This window comes from Floridaenema aerugineum BLCC-F46, assembly GCF_041929345.1.
Classification (GTDB): Bacteria; Cyanobacteriota; Cyanobacteriia; order Cyanobacteriales; family Aerosakkonemataceae; genus Floridanema; species Floridanema aerugineum.
In genome coordinates, this window is sequence record NZ_JBHFNQ010000194.1 from 1 (window position 1) to 17,290 (window position 17,290).

15 protein-coding genes and 1 pseudogene are annotated in these 17,290 nt (G+C 41.4%); 5 read left to right on the top strand and 11 right to left on the bottom strand.

Annotated features, from left to right (window positions below; translation table 11 throughout):
• Nucleotides 1-111: 111 nt before the first annotated feature.
• From ACE1CC_RS24645 to ACE1CC_RS24685, 9 genes and pseudogenes are all read right to left on the bottom strand, one after another.
• Nucleotides 112-321 (bottom strand): annotated as a pseudogene (locus tag ACE1CC_RS24645) (transposase); the annotation flags it as partial.
• Nucleotides 322-397: 76 nt separating this feature from the next.
• Complete coding sequence (locus tag ACE1CC_RS24650; RefSeq protein WP_413273083.1) at nucleotides 398-1,546, bottom strand: S1 family peptidase; 1,149 nt, start codon at nucleotides 1,544-1,546, stop codon at nucleotides 398-400.
• A gap of 37 nt (nucleotides 1,547-1,583) precedes the next feature.
• Nucleotides 1,584-2,498 (bottom strand): S1 family peptidase, encoded by a 915-nt coding sequence (locus ACE1CC_RS24655; protein ID WP_413273084.1) that lies wholly within the window; start codon nucleotides 2,496-2,498, stop codon nucleotides 1,584-1,586.
• Nucleotides 2,499-2,658: 160 nt separating this feature from the next.
• On the bottom strand, nucleotides 2,659-3,231 hold the full coding sequence (locus tag ACE1CC_RS24660; protein WP_413273085.1) for a COP23 domain-containing protein: 573 nt from the start codon (nucleotides 3,229-3,231) through the stop codon (nucleotides 2,659-2,661).
• A 106-nt stretch (nucleotides 3,232-3,337) separates the two neighbouring features.
• Entirely contained in the window at nucleotides 3,338-4,615 is a 1,278-nt protein-coding gene (locus ACE1CC_RS24665) for an adenylate/guanylate cyclase domain-containing protein (RefSeq protein ID WP_413273086.1), read from the bottom strand.
• Nucleotides 4,616-4,770: 155 nt separating this feature from the next.
• The gene (locus tag ACE1CC_RS24670; protein WP_413273087.1) at nucleotides 4,771-6,306 is read right to left on the bottom strand and encodes a COP23 domain-containing protein; all 1,536 of its coding nucleotides are present in this window, start codon (nucleotides 6,304-6,306) and stop codon (nucleotides 4,771-4,773) included.
• A 286-nt stretch (nucleotides 6,307-6,592) separates the two neighbouring features.
• Nucleotides 6,593-7,063, bottom strand: a complete 471-nt coding sequence (locus tag ACE1CC_RS24675) for an REP-associated tyrosine transposase (RefSeq protein ID WP_413273088.1) — start codon at nucleotides 7,061-7,063, stop codon at nucleotides 6,593-6,595.
• A 728-nt stretch (nucleotides 7,064-7,791) separates the two neighbouring features.
• Nucleotides 7,792-9,186 (bottom strand): TIGR03279 family radical SAM protein, encoded by a 1,395-nt coding sequence (locus ACE1CC_RS24680; protein WP_413273089.1) that lies wholly within the window; start codon nucleotides 9,184-9,186, stop codon nucleotides 7,792-7,794.
• Nucleotides 9,187-9,285: 99 nt separating this feature from the next.
• On the bottom strand, nucleotides 9,286-10,248 hold the full coding sequence (locus ACE1CC_RS24685; protein WP_413273090.1) for an undecaprenyl-diphosphate phosphatase: 963 nt from the start codon (nucleotides 10,246-10,248) through the stop codon (nucleotides 9,286-9,288).
• Nucleotides 10,249-10,686: 438 nt separating this feature from the next.
• On the opposite strand from ACE1CC_RS24685, the gene ACE1CC_RS24690 reads away from it, so the two are divergent.
• The 4 genes from ACE1CC_RS24690 (at nucleotide 10,687) to ACE1CC_RS24705 (ending at nucleotide 13,606) form a co-directional block, all read left to right on the top strand.
• A complete protein-coding gene (locus tag ACE1CC_RS24690; protein WP_413273091.1) occupies nucleotides 10,687-11,385 on the top strand; it encodes a DUF3120 domain-containing protein in 699 nt (232 codons plus the stop codon).
• Nucleotides 11,386-11,501: 116 nt separating this feature from the next.
• Nucleotides 11,502-12,494 (top strand): FHA domain-containing protein, encoded by a 993-nt coding sequence (locus ACE1CC_RS24695; protein ID WP_413273092.1) that lies wholly within the window; start codon nucleotides 11,502-11,504, stop codon nucleotides 12,492-12,494.
• Between the two features lie 96 nt (nucleotides 12,495-12,590).
• A complete protein-coding gene (gene psbU / locus ACE1CC_RS24700) occupies nucleotides 12,591-13,031 on the top strand; it encodes a photosystem II complex extrinsic protein PsbU (protein WP_413273093.1) in 441 nt (146 codons plus the stop codon).
• A 242-nt stretch (nucleotides 13,032-13,273) separates the two neighbouring features.
• Nucleotides 13,274-13,606 carry a hypothetical protein gene (locus ACE1CC_RS24705; protein ID WP_413273094.1) on the top strand — a complete coding sequence of 111 codons (333 nt, stop codon included), beginning with the start codon at nucleotides 13,274-13,276 and terminating at the stop codon, nucleotides 13,604-13,606.
• A gap of 21 nt (nucleotides 13,607-13,627) precedes the next feature.
• On the opposite strand, the gene ACE1CC_RS24710 is transcribed toward ACE1CC_RS24705, so the two are convergent.
• Together ACE1CC_RS24710 and ACE1CC_RS24715 are read right to left on the bottom strand one after the other, a co-directional pair.
• Nucleotides 13,628-16,519 (bottom strand): pentapeptide repeat-containing protein, encoded by a 2,892-nt coding sequence (locus ACE1CC_RS24710; protein ID WP_413273095.1) that lies wholly within the window; start codon nucleotides 16,517-16,519, stop codon nucleotides 13,628-13,630.
• Nucleotides 16,520-16,538: 19 nt separating this feature from the next.
• Nucleotides 16,539-16,766, bottom strand: coding sequence for a hypothetical protein (locus tag ACE1CC_RS24715; protein ID WP_413273096.1), 228 nt, complete (start codon nucleotides 16,764-16,766; stop codon nucleotides 16,539-16,541).
• A 69-nt stretch (nucleotides 16,767-16,835) separates the two neighbouring features.
• On the opposite strand from ACE1CC_RS24715, the gene rplU reads away from it, so the two are divergent.
• On the top strand, nucleotides 16,836-17,258 hold the full coding sequence (rplU, locus tag ACE1CC_RS24720; RefSeq protein ID WP_413273097.1) for a 50S ribosomal protein L21: 423 nt from the start codon (nucleotides 16,836-16,838) through the stop codon (nucleotides 17,256-17,258).
• Nucleotides 17,259-17,290: the final 32 nt, after the last annotated feature.

A 17,290-nucleotide genomic window follows, 5' to 3' on the forward strand; every position in this document is an offset into this window, starting at 1 on the left:
TGCAAATAAATAAAGTGATAATAGTTATATGAGGATGGGGCGGGCAGGATGCCCACCCCACAAGAAAGCTGTAACTCTGGTGGGGGGGGCACCCTCCCCGCCTTGGTTTTCACGCAATTGTAGTTCATTGAGTACGAGAAATTCGCCATCTTCGGGAGTGTAGGCGCGGACTAAAACATCACTTTCACGACTTACCCATTGAAATTCGGAGGTGATGATATCTCGTACTTGAACATTGGGAATTTGTGTTACCCATTTTACCCATTGTTCTGGGGCTAGGCTGATTAGGCGTTTGCTGCCGATGTCTGCTTTTTTAGACATAAGAATGGGGGAGTTTTTTAGATTTTGCCATAATTTTGTTGGTGGTAGTTGCGCGGAAAATAATAATTATTTGTAGCTATTTAATTCTCGTTCTTAAAGTGTAGTTGCCAATCCCATTAGGATAATAAGTAGTAACTCGAATCAAGTATTGTATCCCTTCCTTAACAGTAAAAATGAGTTGCGAGTTTCGACCTCCTCCACGCCTATCATCATTCTGAGCAATCACTTGATTATTAGCAGCATTTATAATCTGCAATGAAGGGTCAAATTTGGAAGAATCGACGTTTATTTGTATTGATTGACCAGGGCTAACTCCTACTAGCTGATAATCCCGAAATCTACCATAAGTATATGAATTTATCGGATCGTTTCCATAGAGACTACCGCTAATCGTTTGATTGAGACTGATGGTTTCTCTATTGATATTGGAACTAGGACTTTGAACGTTACCAGTAATAGGTTGGCGAGAGGTTGGTGATGGTGTTTGTGTAGGGCGATTAGTTACTCCAAAGGCAGTAGTTGACGGTTGAATTAGACGGGCAACTTCTGGGGGTGCTATTGGCAAAAAAGTTTTAATCGGAATGCCGCTTCCAAACAATAGGTCACTCCTTCCGTGAATGCCAACTAACTGACCTCTATCATTAATAATTGGCCCGCCACTCATGCCGTTTACTGTTGCCGCATCTCTATAGAACAAAGTATAACCATTGTCTTCTGTTCCCAAACTGTTATTTGTAACTCTCCCATTAACAAATCTGAAGGAATCAGGCTTTTCTTTTGACCATCCACCGATATAGATTGTTGCTCCCTGACTCAGTTGACTGGGAGCGGAATTGCCTATTTCAGCAACAGTGTAATCTCTGTCGCTGTTGAACTGTAATACTTTTAGATCTATGTCTTGGCGCAGCTTAAAAATAGATTTAATCGGGTATTTTCTGTTATCAGGAGTAACCACTTGATCTTGATTGGCAGCAACTATTACGTGCTCGGCTGTGAGGACATAATAGGTTTTTGTATTCTTTTCTCTTGCAATAATTACTCCCGATCCTGCCATGTCAAAGTTATTACTTCCTGGTTTGGAAATAGGGGATGGAGAAAGAAGTTTAATTGTTATCTTCTTTGCTTTACCTTCCAAGTCGGACTGTGCCACTGCTGCTGGAAAGAGAAAAGTTGCTACGGCAACTCCGATAAACACTACTGGTAGCTGATAGAAAAATTTTCCCATTTGGCGCTTGTGCAATATATTTATTATGGAGTTATTTCTAGAATATATCTGGTTTTGGTGTAGATTCTGGAGATAATTCGGCTGGAGTTTTGGTGTTTCGTCTGGTTGATTGGGGTTGGGAAACTCTGCCTGATGTAACCGGAATAGTAAATTTAGAAACTTGAGTTTGTCGGGCAAAAGTTTCAATTGGAATTGCCCAGCTAGAACTGATCAATTCATTTGGTGGAAAGGGAACTCGATCGCCATTTTTGAACAGATAATTATTTCTATCATTTCCACCCCAGAGGGGATAGCTATGCTGACCGTTTATGCCCACAACTTCGCCTTGCATATTCAATAACGGGCCACCACTCATCCCTTTTTTGATGTTAATACGGTATCCTACCTGGTAGCCTAACTTCATAGGTCTTTCCAGCAGATGAGATACTTTTCCCGGATTTGTGCATTCAAATTTACCAGACTGAGCAGAAGTGGCATCAGATGGAAAACCTGTGGCAAAAACTTCATCTTCTGGTTTCAGGCTGGTTAAAGCCTCTCTTAGTTTTGTAGCTACTGGGTAATTATTAGAGCTTCTAAATTGGATAATTGCCAAGTCATCTCCTGTTAGATCATCTTTATCTAAACTGTGGATAGATTGAACTGTATGCAATTTACCATCAGGAGTCTGAATTTTATTATTGTTCTTTTCCCTGACCACATGAGCATTTGTGACGACTTGATAAACCGTTCCATTTTTGTAAATCAAAACCCCCGAACCCGAACCACCTCCTGACAGGACTTTAACAGTGATTAAACGTGCATTTTGACAAAGTTCTTTTTGGGATAGGGGTGATGGTTCTGAAACTACGGAAACTTGAGCTTTAACTACCAAACCTGAATTTGGTGTTTGTGCTGCTGTGTCAATTAACCAGATTCCCAGACCGATTAAGAATATCAGCGATCGCCAATTCATTTCGTATCCTTCCTGCTAAATAGCAGGTCTATACAAAACAAAAACCGCCTACAAGCTCAATAATTTTATGCTTCCAGGTAGGCAGATTTTATGTACCCATAGATTTTAGCTTCTGAAGAGTTGTCTTTGCTTTGAGTAATTAACTGGCTAAAATCTGAGTCTACCGTCTGATTCTGTTTCTGTCCAAAGCTCTGATGAAACTGGAAACATCAACGTAAAATCGCGTTTCCCCGTTTGCCGATTCCCGTGTTATGTAACTTGATTGTTCAACTGGTTTGTTTGAGCCTAAAGTACGAATTTCAAATATTTCGCGCAAAACTCGGTCTGCATCATCACCTGGTTTAAGTGTAAACAACACTTCCACGCATTCGCCCCCTTTCCTGGCAGCAGTGCAAATAACCGTCTGTCTGCCCCTGCTGCCGCTGGTAATATAATTTAATCGGTCTTTCTTGTACTCACTTTCAAATTTGTCAGAAACAGTCCGACAACGGCTCACAGGGTCATGACCACCACGCCTGAAATAGTCGGAATTCCAGTAAATAAATGGGATGTATTGACCAACTTGCCTATTATTAACAAATGTTGCGTATGAGTTTTTATAAGCTCCGCACAAGAAGGTGCGGTTGGAATTTTCATTACCTTGAGCGAAGTTGGGCTGTACAAAAGCGATAGTAGCACCAAAAGTAAGCGCCAATAGCGCCACCTTTTGAACTGATGTTGATTTCAAGTTCATAAGACTTTTCCACAGACAAATGTGGACATGAAAATATAACTCCAATTTACTAACTTAAATTTGCAGTGGCAAGATCGAGATTAGTAAAAATTAGCTTTTTCTGATCTTACGGCTTCTGAGGTTTAAAAAGGTCTATCTTCTGTTTCAGTTTCAGTTTCGCTAGTTCTTGTTTATACCCCAGTAATACTTTCTGCACTTGTGGATAAATAGTGGCATTTGATGGAATTGCCTCAAATTGTTTGATGGCTTCCTCCAATTGCTCGGAGGCTTTTTTTAAATCATTGTAATCTTTGGCTTTCTGAGCTAAGTCGCGAGCTATTTTAGCCTGATTATCTGCTTCATCATGTTTGACTTTCCACTCGTATTGCATTTTATTCTGTTTCTGTTTCAGGTTAGCTATTTCTTGTTTATACCTTGGTAATACTTGCTCCACTTCCGCGTAGATAGTGGCATTTGGTGGAATTTCCTCCAATTGTTTGATGGCTTTCTCCAATTGCTCGGAGGCTTTTTTCAAATCATCGTAATCTCTGGTCTGGGCTAAGTCGCGAGCTATTTTAGCCTGTTTATCTGCTTGATCATATTTGACTTTCCACTTATCTTCGGCGCAGATTGGCAATACATCGCATAAGTTAGAAATTTCAGCGGGATTAATCATAAAAATTGCCACTACTCCGAGTAATGGTACTAGCAACAAAGGCATTAAAAAACCCATTCTAATTCGGGTACGCTGGCGCTTCTCGATTCCCGAAGTAACTCTTTGAGTTTCCTTTTTTTGATTCTTTTGTTTGGTATCAGGCGCAACTTTGATGATTGCGGGTTCGTCTTTGAGTGGCTGTGGCTGTTTGTCAGCGTAAAGGAGTTCAAAAATCGGTTCGTTGCCAATGCCTTTGAAGTCCCGTTCACCGTGACGATGCACCCTCCAGCCCCTGATGCTTGCAGCACGTACTAATGCCGCCATCACTTCGGAAAGCAGGATTTGTCCCCCATTGCCAAAAGCAGCAACACGAGAGGCATAATGTACGTCATACCCAACCAAATTATCACCTTTGGGAAGTGGGTTGCCGATATGGATACCAATTCTCACCAAGAGTGGGCCAAGTGGTGTCACAATAGGGTCGGTAGCGTGGCTAATTTGCACCTCAACAGCCCACCGTACAGCTTGGATCGGGTTAGCAAAAACAAGGAAGTATGAGTCGCCTTGAGTGTCGATTTTGCGCCCGCCGTATTTCTCAAGAGTGGTTTCCACTCGCAGGGAGTGCGGCGCTAATATCGTCTCATTGTAGGTGCGATCGCGTGCAATTGTGTCTTCTTCACACAATTGTTTTATGATGGCGGTGGAGTTGACCAAATCCGTGAACACCATCACTACCATATTCTCAGACATGGAAACTCTTCTATCTCAAGATGGTTGTTTCTAGCATAAACCTTTCCTTCTGCGATCGGAATCAGGGAGCCAGCGTATAGTTTGCTATAGTTATTCGTTTACTAGTTTATTTGCTGGAAATGCGATCGCTCCTCCTACTAAGCTTTGTAACACAATTAGTTCGGGTCAGAATTGCCAAATTTAGCAATAGGGTAATCTCTGTCACTATGGAACTGCAATAGTTGTATATCTATACCTTTGCCTAGCTCAGAAACAAATGTAATTGTGTGTTCTTTCCCATCAAAAGTGATAACTTTATTAGTATTGGCATCAACTGCTATCTGTTTGGATAAGAGGACGGTGTAGGTTTTTGTACTCTTCTCTTTATTCACAATGATTCCAGAGCCTACGATTGCAATTTTTATTTCTCTTACTTCAGATTTTGTTGAAACAGGTAGTTCTAAAATAATTTTAACTGCGATTTCCTTTGCATTATCTACTAAGCCACTTGATTGTTCAATAGGTCTGTTTGAACCTAACATACGAATTTCAAATATTTGGCCTAAAACTTCGTCTGCATCATCTTGCGGTCTGAGCGTGAACAACAATCCTCTGCAAGAGCCACCTTTGGTAGTAGCCGTGCAAATTACTTTCTGTCCGTTCATCCTTCCAGATGTAATATAATTCAATCGGTCATTTTTGTATTCACTTTCCAATCTGTCAGAAACAGTCTGACAACGGCTTTGACTTAAATAACCAGAACCCCAGTTAATAAATGGGATGTATTCACCAGATTGCCTATTATAAACGTTTGTTGCGTATGATTTTTGATAACGTCCGCAAGAGAAAGTGCGGTTAGAGTTCTCATTAGCTTGAACACACTTTCCGAGTAAATTGCATAAGCCAGGAATGAAAGATGAGTCAATCTTAGTTATTCCTACAAGCGTAGGTAATAGCACCAGCAATAAAGGTACAACTTTTACAATAATAAATTTTTGGGGACGGTTTTCCTTTATTGGCTTGGGTATGTTTCCCAGTTCACCACTCGAATCAATCAATGTACCGTCGTGCTGTTCACGGAGCAAAGTAACTGATTTGGTATCTTCCTCGCTAATCTCCCTATTGGTATCGAGTGTAACTTTGATCCCTTCTTTAAGTGGTTGTGGCTGTTTTTCAGCGTAAAGGAACTCAAAAATCGATTCCTTACCGATGTCTTTCAAGTCGCGCTCACCATGATAATGCAGCCTACAGTTATTGATGCTAGCGGCACGCACTAATGCTGCCATCGCTTCGGAAAGCAGGATTTGTCCTCCAGTGGCTAATGCGCCGACACGGGAAGCGTAGTGTATGTCGTACCCAACTAAGTTATCGTCTTGGGAAAGTGGGCTACCTACGTGCATCCCTATTCTGACTAAGAGCGACCCCAATGGTGTAATGATAGGATCGCTAGAGTGGCTCGTTTGAATCTCAACTGCCCACCGTACAGCTTCTATCGGGTTAGTGAAAACGAGGAAATATGAGTCGCCCTGAGTATCAACTTTGCGCCCACCATATTTTCCAATAGTATTTTCCACACGCTGGCGGTGCGGCTTTAGAATTGTTTCATGGTAGGTGCGATCGCGTGCTATTGTGTCGCCATGATACAACTGTTTTATAATGGCGGTGGAGTTGACTAAATCCGTGAACACCATCACTACCATATTCTCAGACATGGAAACTCTTCTATCTCAAGATGGTTGTTTCTAGCATAAACCTTTCCTTCTGCGATCGGAATCAGGGGAGCCAGCGTATAGTTTGCTATAGTTATTCGTTTACTAGTTTATTTGCTGGAAATTTGAACGCACAACCTGAAACAATATGCGATCGCTCCTCTGAAGAATTGACTATTGATAATCTGAAAGTCTAAATCCCCCTGTGACAGGCAAGATGCCTATACCACAAGAGTTGCGGATATTATTCTCAGAAAAATGAATCTGCTTTCTTTTAATATTTCCATGCTCAATTAGATATTTGCCAGAAAAACGGATATTCTTCTGGTGTAGATGACAATTTTGCTTTAACAGGATTTTGCCTGATATATTCCCACTTTTCTGCCAACTCTCGATCGTTTCTAATAATATGGTCATATCGCTCATCTTGCCAAACTGTCCCAATATGTTTCATAACTTTAGCAATCTCTTTTGAACTATAGCTTTTAATACTGTGCATGATACTACTAAGCGACCAAAATTCATCAGCAGACTTAGGTAATGGCTGAATTAGTATATGTACATGATCTGGCATCACAACCAGGCAGTATATCTTATATCTTTTGTTATCAAAAAACTTCCAAGCATTCAGAACGACTTGTCTAGCTTCTGGAGTTATTTCCAGTTTTTCCCAAGTATTAAAAGTAATAAAATAGACTGCTCCATCTAATTCCCAATGAGGTAGCCTTCTTTGGCTGATTTTGAATTTTGGTTCTTTCATTTTAAGCTTAGCTTCTACTTAATTTGAGATAATTTATTGCTGGTATAAGCAGGCAAGATGCCTGCTCCACAAGAAAGAACAATCATTTTTTTACTCTTGTGGGGTAGGCATCCTGCCTGCCTCTTCCCAGAGATTACTTTGAGATCTTTATAGCAGGCAAGATGCCTGCTCTACAACAAAGAAGAAACAATCATTTTTTTCCTCTTGTGAGGTAGGCATCCTGCCTGCCTCTTCCCAAACATCACTTTGAGATTTTTATAGCAGGCAAGATGCCTGCTCTACAACAAAGAAGAAACAATCATTTTTTCCTCTTGTGAGGTAGGCATCCTGCCTGCCTCTTCCTAGAGATTACTTTGAGATCTTTATAGCAGGCAAGATGCCTGCTCTACAACAAAGAAGAAACAATCATTTTTTTTCCTCTTGTGGGGTAGGCATCCTGCCTGCCTCTTCCTAGAGATTACTTTGAGATCTTTATAGCAGGCAAGATGCCTGCTCTACAAGAAAAGAACAATCATTTTTTTTCCTCTTGTGGGGTAGGCATCCTGCCTGCCTCTTCCCAGAGATTACTTTGAGATCTTTATAGCAGGCAAGATGCCTGCTCTACAAGAAAGAAGAAACAATCATTTTTTTCCTCTTGTGGGGTAGGCATCCTGCCTGCCTCTTCCCAGAGATTACTTTGAGATCTTTATAGCAGGCAAGATGCCTGCGCTACAACAAAGAAGAAACAATCATTTTTTTTCCTCTTGTGGGGTAGGCATCCTGCCTGCCTCTGAAATAGGCATCCTGCCTGCCCCATACCTGACACATCCCTCAATCAATCCCTCAATCCCATTAACCGGAAAAATCCTCACCCCCAACTTATCAGCAACTTCCTCAACAGTCCGATCGTCCAAAAACCTAGTATCCCCATGTTTCAACATTAAAGATGGCAATAAAATCCCATCTCCTAAATCTTTATCTTGTAAATTAAACAGCAAATCTTCCCCAGTCAACAACCCAGTAACACTAATCTTTTGTCCCCAATATTTACTAGGAAAAGCCGCCATTTCTACTGTCAAACCTTTCACTTGATTCAATCTTTCTAAAATCGGTTGAAAGGCTTTTTCTACTGCATTTCCCACTACCCAAGTAAACTTTCTTTCTGGCGCAACACTGGCGGGTAAAATTTTCGCTGCTTCCTCAAATTTCCTTAAAAACAAACGAATTGAACCGACACCATTATCAATTTGCGGGTAATCTTCATAATGTGATTCTGGGGGTAAATCTTCACCCGCAATCAAAAACCATTCATCGGCTAACCAAACACAATTTTTACCCTTCTTTTTTCCTAATTCGCCTTGCAGTTTTTGCACTTGGGAAATTACTTCTTTGGCTTTTTCTGGAGTAACTGGGATTAATTCATCTTCTTGTGGACGAAAGCGAGTTAAACCAACTGGAACAACCGCGACTGATGCAACTGCGGGAACTTCACCTTTATGGAATTTGGCTAAATTTCGCAATGTGGTTTCTAAGTGAATTCCGTCATTAATTCCCGGACAAACTACTACTTGGGCGTGAATTTGTAAGCGGCGTTTTTGAAACCATTTAATTTGGTCTAAAATTTGTTCAGCACGTTGATTTTTTAATAAGCGTATTCTGATTTCTGGTTCGGTGGCGTGAACGGAAACATAAAGCGGGGAAAGTCGCATTTGCTCGATTCGGTTCCATTCTTTTTGGGTGAGATTAGTTAAAGTTAAGTATGAACCATAGAGGAAACTTAAACGATAATCGTCATCTTTTAAATATAAAGATTCTCTTTTTCCTGGGGGTTGTTGGTCAATGAAACAGAAGGGACAACGGTTATTACATTGAATTAAACCATCAAATAAGGCGGTTTCAAATTCTAAACCCAAGTCTTCGTCGTAATCTTTTTCTATTTCTACTTTATGAGTTTTGCCTTTAGCGTCTAACACTTCTAATTCTAGAAGTTCATCGGCGCATAAGAATTTGTAGTCGATGAGATCCCGGGGTTTTGTGCTGTTAATTGCGACTAAACGATCGCCAACCTCAAACCCAATCTCAGCAGCGATCGAATCAGGTAAAACTCTGGTAATTAAAGCCGGACGAATAGAAATTTCACTCATTGGTCATTAGTCATTGGTCACTAGTCATTGGTCATTAGTCAATGGTCAAGCGATTTTTGTCCAAATGACAAATGACAGATGACAAATGACTAATAACTATTAGCTATTTTGCAACACTCCAGTAAAAATTGCCCCTAAAATCACTACACCAAACACTAATCTATACCAAATAAACACCCAAGTACTTTGAGTTTGCAGGAATTTTAGCAACCAAGCGATCGCTAAATAAGAAAAAATCCCCGATGAGATCACTCCAACTATTAATGGCAGTAATCCCGCATCTCCCAAACCTTCAGACAAAATGCCTTTTAATTCTACCAAACCAGCTAAAGTAATTGCGGGAATTCCTAAAAGAAAGGAAAACCTTGCTGCTGTCGCCCTTTCCAAACCCATGAATAACCCAGCAGTTAAGGTAGAACCAGAACGCGAAACTCCGGGCATTAAGGCTAATGCTTGCCCTAAACCCATTAAAACTCCATCTTTCACGCCCAATTTGTCAAATTTTCGGTGGCGAGTGCCGATTTTTTCCGCTATTCCTAACAATATTGACATGACTATTGAGGCAGTAGCGATCGCCCCTAGACTTCGCAACGGAGAATTATCAAAATCAGGAATAAAGATTTTAATCAATAACCCAAAGAATACGATCGGGATCGTACCAAAAATAATTCCCAATGCTAATTTAAATTCTTGAGCCTCATAGTCTTTGTGTGCGATCGCTGCGATCGAGCCCATCGCAATATTTTTCAAATCCCGCCAAAAATACCACAACACCGCCGCAATACTACCCAATTGAATTACCGCCGTAAAAGCTACACCCGGATCGCCCCACCCCAAGACAACAGGCACCACTTTTAAATGCGCCGTACTACTGATCGGTAAAAATTCCGTCGCCCCTTGCACAAAACCTAAAACAATTGCCTGAAACACATTTACCTGACTAGTCGTTGCTGTTGGTGTCGCCACCGCCGACTGAGAAAGTGCTTTTAAAGGTAAGGCAAGAAGAGTGCTAACAATTCCTATACCCAAAAACCTGTGCCATTGGCGTTGTGATAAACCCATGTCTACTTTACTTTTAACTCCCAATATAACCACCAAGCATAGCCTACCCAAAAAAATAAGCTTCAAATTTAAAGTTTCAATGTGAATTAAGGTAACAGGGAACGGGGACTAGGGACTGGGGACTGGGCACTAGGAAGAAGAGGTAGGGAGGCGGGGAGGGCTAATTCATGTTCGCAGTAGAAAATCATTTAAGTGGAACAGGACTGACACAGAACATCTAATGTAGGGGTAATTCATGAATTACCCCTACATTAGATGTTCTGCCTCTGTCAAATAGTCCCCTGCAAAATTTTCTCACCAGACAATGAAGTAACGCTGCCCATCTCGCCATCTCCATCTCTATTTCCAAAAACTAAGCTAATATAAAAATACCCCCCAGGGGGATATTTGTTGTGATACATTAAATAAGGTAAACTTAAGTAACAAAAATTAAAAATCTTGCTAAACAACACCTTGTCTGCTTACACCTCTTGTCGGGCCACTGATTGGTGGCGAATCGGTTCTAAGAAAGCCTGGTTAGTCTTCCTGGCGGCATCATTCCTAGTTTCGGTACCCGTATTCATCCAAGCGCCCCTAGTGCGCCTGTTGCCCTTGCTGAGCTTGTTATTGACCTTGGGTTGGGTGGGTTTAAGTTTTGTGCTGCTGAAAAGGCCAAAAACCCAAATTTGGGGAGACTTGCTTTTAGGGTTTAGCTGGAGTTGGTTAGCGGGGTCAATTTATTGGGGTTGGCTGCGTTGGGAACCGTTGATTCACCTGCCAGTGGAAGCGATCGGACTACCCTTTGCGTTATGGTGTCTCAGACAAGGTTGGGGCAAAGTAGGCAACTGGTTTTATTTAGGTTCCTTATTTGGTACCGCAGTTACAGATACGTATTTTTACTTAGTAGATTTAATTCCTTCCTGGCGGCAGCTAATGCAGGTAGAGCCAGAATTAGCAATACAGATCTTGCAAGATGCCACAACTCATGTTAATAGCCCTGGGGGAATTGCTTGGGCGATCGCACTTTTAGGCGTACTCTTAGGCGTGGGTACTTTACCCTGGCGCTCAGTGCAGTTACACTGGTGGGCGTTTAGTGGAGCAGTTTTGAGTACGATTTTGGTAGATGGCCTATTTTGGTTAGCTGCCTCAGCTGCCTGAATTAAACCATTAGCTTGACAAAACTGTTACTTACAGCTGTCATGCGACTTCAGACAGTTAAATTAGTATAAATATTAGAGACTCTGACTAACTCCACGTCGCTTCTCTAACATCCGGTGACGTTGCAACCTACATCCGTTCCCTATCTGTTACTAAAAACCGACTCTGGAAATCGGTATCTACCATTAGTGGGCAGTCATTGCTGGACTATTGGTAGAAGCGATGACAATAATTTTGTCATCCCCGATCGCTGGATTTCCCGTAACCATGCAATGTTACAGTGCATGGAAACAGGGGAATTTTATTTAATCGATTTAGGAAGCCGTAATGGATCTTTTGTCAATGGTCGCAGGGTTAGCATTCCCGTAACCCTGCGAAATGGCGATCATCTTACCTTCGGTCAAACCGAATTAGATTTCTTTACTCCCAGTAACGATAATTCTTCAGAACACGCTAACAGTAGCTCTGACGAGTTAACAGCTACTTCGGCCCTGCACGTTCGCCGCTTAATCTCGGTAATGGTAGTCGATATTCGCGACTTTACCGTTTTAACTCGACAATTAGATGAGAAACTGCTTTCCGAATTGATTGGAACTTGGTTTCGTCATTGTGGAAGTATTATTCGCGACTACGGTAGTTGGGTGGATAAGTACATCGGTGATGCAGTGATGGCTGTTTGGTTTCACAGTGGACGCACGATTACTAATGAGGAGGTGGGGAAAATTTGTCAGGCGCTTAGCGACCTGTACAAAATGACACAGGAATTGGATCGGGAATATGTTTTACCATTTCCCTTGCGAATTGGGGCGGGGATTAATACTGGTTATGCAATGGTGGGTAATACGGGGAGTGGCGATCGCCCAGACTACACCGCTTTAGGAGATACTGTTAATGCAACATTCCGCTTGGAATCTTCCACCAAGCAGCTGGGAATGGATATAGCTTTAGGTGAAACTACTTATCAATATTTGTTACCTCTAGGTGTTGAGGACGCTGGTTTTAAACAACAGGTAGTGCAACTCAAAGGCTACGACAAACCAACCCTTACCTACGCAGGCACTTTTGCCAACCTGGATAGGTTTTTGGCAATGCAAAGTAAAACTCAATAAATACAAGTTCATAAAGACGGCACTATTAGACCGATAATAATCTTTTGATGGAAGCTGTGTGGACATCAGTCCAGTTTTTGAGGGAGGTATAGATAAATGAAAAAATTGTTACGCTTCTTTACAATATGCGCCCTAGTCATTGGTTGCTGGGCAGGACTGGGATTAGTTCAACGCGCTAATGCAGTTCCTTTGACTAGCGTGGCGTTTAACTCTGTACCAGTTTTGGCAGAAACATCAGCTGAAGCTGCGTTACGAAATAAAGTAGACGCGAAGCTAGGACAAATAGCAAACAAAATTGATTTAAACAACACCAACTTACGGGCATTTAAGCGTTTTCAGGGAATGTACCCCAACTTAGGTGCGAAGATCATCAAAAATGCGCCTTATGACAAAGTAGAGGATGTATTGGATATTCCGGGACTTAGTACTCGGCAGAAGGAAATTCTCCAAGCTAACTTGGATGAGTTTACTGTTACATCAGTAGAATCTGCTTTTAACGAAGGAGACGATCGCATTAACAACGGTATCTATCGTTAAGTTGGTAGTGGGTAGTTGGTAGTTGGTAGTCGCTAGTCGGCAAACAATTAATTACCTACAATTCCCCTAAAACTCACCCCTTAACAAATTCAAAAGTGATAATTCAAAAATCAAAACACTTCCATTTTGTTTTTTGAACTTAACACCTTGAATTGTTACAGGGGTGATTTCTTTATCCACCCTTCGTAGGGTGCGTTAGCGCTAGCGTAACGCACCTTACCCAAATCTCTAGAAAAAAGCTGTTGAGCAAAAAACAGAGAATTACCACAAATTTACCACCTTCTGTAGACAATGCACCTCCAGAAATCCAAACTGAATTGTTATCATTGCAGACTTTACCAATAGATGAATTACTAAAAATTGCCCATAGCAAAGTTGCCTTGAATCAACAAGAACGTCATGAGGAATTGTTCGAGAAAAACCAAATTGGTGAAATTAGTTCTCCAGAACGGCAAGAACTTCGAGAATTAAGTTTAGCTGCTGATAAGTTGATGCTGAAAAAAGCTTATGCTTGGGCAATTTTACGTTGGCGTGGTTATCGGATGCCCACATTAGAAGAATTGCCAAAGGAATAATTGTTTGGTATTGATTTTATTTTAATTTATTCCTAGTTGTTGCTTTAAAGCTTGCGGCACATTTTCAGATGTTTCCAAACCCTGAACATTTTCCCAATTTGTATATTCATTCCAGGCAATATTTTGTAGATTTGTTTTGTAAATTTGGGTATTACCGAAAATATCCGTAAGGCTAGAACTACTGAGGTTTGCGCGACTGAGGTTTGCGCCACTGAGGTTTGCGCGACTGAGGTCTGCGCCACTGAGGTCTGCGCGACTGAGGTTTGCGCCACTGAGGTCTGCGCCACTGAGGTTTGCGCGACTGAGGTCTGCGCCACTGAGGTATGCGCCACTGAGGTATGCGCGACTGAGGTTTGCGCCACTGAGGTTTGCGCCACTGAGGTATGCGCCACTGAGGTATGCGCCACTGAGGTATGCGCGACTGAGGTATGCGCGACTGAGGTTTGCGCGACTGAGGTCTGCGCCACTGAGGTCTGCGCCACTGAGGTCTGCGCCACTGAGGTCTGCGCCACTGAGAGAAGAACCAACCATTTTTAAAAAGGCAGTAACGCTAATACAATGGCTGTAACCAATAATCTTAAGCAATCGCACTGCATCAAAACTATCAGTATCTTTCTCACCACAAGGATAAAAAGCAATTTTATCTTTTAAATCTTCTTTTGACTGAGCATAACGATTTAACTCCAAAAGTAAAATCATCACATTCAGTCCAGCATAAATATCCACTTGTCGCAGTCCTAAACTTAGTGTTTTCAGTTGCTCCCGCAGTGCTAACATCTTTTTTTGAGGCAAGTTCTCTGGAAATGTGTCGATAAACTCACCATCACACCAACGGAAATAGAAATTTTCCAACCGTTTAAACAACTGTTCGGGGCGAAATTCATCACTAGCAGTTAACAACGCCATCAAATAATCTACAATTTCTGGAGTCAGCCCACCATAACCCAATAAATCATAAATTTCCCAGTCCATTCGCTCAGTAGAAACATTAAATTCCTGATAGCGTTTAGTTCCCGGTTGCGTCCAATCAATCAAGCTTTCTTTCAAGCGTTCAGCACATAAAAATTCCCCAAAACTTTTGTGACAAAACTCAACTGAACCTTCCTTATCACCCGCCGCAGGTTGCAAGTAAAAAGCCGCCAAAGCATTTTTTAAAGCATCATTTCCATGTTGCTCTCTAGCTTTCTGAATTAACCCAATCGCTGTATCATCACCCTTTAAACGTGATTCAATCATCTGCATTGCTGCACATTCCCCACCTGATTGCACCACGCATAAACCCGCCTCAGAAAGAACGCGCCGTAAACCTTCTGTTTCCTGTCCTGTTAATTCTCGGTTAAGCCATTCCTCTCGTTGTTTTGTTAGCACCCATTCCAAAGATTGCTCATAAACTTTAATTTTTGCTGCTGCACTGCTAGCACCTGCAAACATTTCCACTGTTAACTTACCATCTCGGTGCATCGCTGCCAAAAGATACAGCAATAAAGGCTCTTTCGCTAATTCATTCGGAACTTTTTCTGGACAGCTTTTATCTTGTAAAAATTGCTGAAATGCAGAAGTTTTATCTGTGCCAAATATCTGCGACCATTTAATAAACCATCGCTGCTGAAGTTGGTCATCCATTGGTAGTAATTCCACCCGTTCTAAGTTAGGTGGCATTCTGCCTTCAATTCCTTGTAAAGCCAAAGGTCTACCAGTAATTAAAACCCGATGTCCTCTTTCTGGGTTGCGCTTGCAGCTACTTTGAAAATCATCAACTTGCCAAAGAAAATCTTTTAATCCTTGGCTGTTTCCCCTCTCCAGCAACAATTCATCAAACCCATCCAGCAAAAACAAAAATCTGGTGTTTCTATCCGTCAACCAACCATCATCACTAGTAGAAAAATCCCAACCAACTGCTGCTTGTAATGTCTTTTCAAAACTTTTCTCAAATGTCCTGATATCGCGCAATCGAATTAAAATTGGTGTCCAAACTGGATGTAAATGCTGTCTCACCCAATCAGCAAACATCCGACAAAAAACGCTTTTTCCTCTTCCTGGGCTTCCTTGGATAAACATTACTTTATCAAGTTTTTGTTCATCTGCAAGAATTGTCTTAGCCCAGGTTTCTATTTCTCCAGAATCAGCTTTTTCATCTATTTCACCATTAGCATTTACAGGTTTTACTTTTAAAGGTACATAAATTTCCTGAAATGTAAAATTTTCAGCAAATACTTTTTCTAATGGTTTTGTAGCAATTTGATTTTCTAAGTAAGTAGTGATGCTGCTATATTTACTAGAGGAACTATTTCCACTAATGTATGCTTTGGTTAGTTGTCTTACAGAATCTTCTGAATCCTGCAAAGCTTTAATTAAATGTCGCTGAGTTCCCCAAGCTACCCAGCCTGTCAAAATACTAGCTTCTTGCTGATTAATTCCTGCTTGTTGTAACTGAGTTAATAATAGTTGATTAAATGCTTGGGCTAATTCAGATTCAGTGAAGTAGGAAAGAGCTTTTCTAGCCAGATATTCATCAATTTGTAATTCTCCTAACTGTTCAATCTGTTGTTTAATGATATCGCTTATAGGAGTTGCACCCAGTTTCCGTAACAAATCATTAGTCTTTGCCAACTCATCGAAACTTTCTAAATAAGCTAAAGGAACAGCAACACTTACGCATTCTTCTAACGTTAGTTCTTTGTTGTTTTTATCCCGGTAAAACCTAATTCCCTTAGCGGCAATTCCCGCAAAAGATAGACCCGCTACAGCTATACTAGCAGGGGATAATGAAGAACCTAAAAAACCTAATGCAATAGCAAATTCTAATGCAGTTTTAGAAACCTCTGCACTAGCTTCTACTGCTCCAGTTGGACGGCATAATTCTTTTAAATCAGTGTTTAAAAACTGCCAAATTTTCTTTAACTGCGTCGCCATTGCTACTTATTCGCCTTTCTTATACTGATGTCTCAAATTTAGCTGATATTAAAGTACGTTGTTGCGCTTCAGCGCCAGTTCTAGCGCTGAAGCGCAACAACGTACCTAGAAAATTTTTGAGTTGACATTCACCTATAAAAAAACAGATAATAGTAGATTGTCTGTCTACCCCTGCTCGGATCAGGTCAAGACATTCCAAAAGCTTGATTGGCGATCGGTCATGGGTAGTTGGTAATTGGTTTTCCATACCAACTACCAACTACCCATCACCCACTACCAATTGAGCTACCTGTACGGCCCAAATCAGCAAAAACTCATGACTTACGCAATTATTGAAACAGGCGGCAAACAATTACGGGTAGAACCCGGTCGCTTTTACGACATTGAACTACTGCACGTCGAAGCAGATGCCGAAGTAACCATTGACAAAGTTTTATTTGTTAACAATGACGGCGATGTAAGTATCGGTCAGCCCTTGGTTGCAGGTGCTACCGTTACAGGTACGGTGATGCGCCATTTTCGGGGGCGCAAAGTCCTGGTTTACAAGATGAAACCGAAAAAGAAAACCCGCAAAAAACGCGGACATCGCCAGGAAATCACTCGTTTAATGATTGATTCCATCAGTCTGAACGGTACAGTACTGGGTGGGAAGAAAGAAGAAAGCACTCCTGTAACCGCAGAAGTGGTAACTACACCCGCAGCAGAAGAAGCACCCGCAACTACAGAAGCAGCTGAATAATAGTAATACAAGTTGCTTTAGTTATGAGCCCT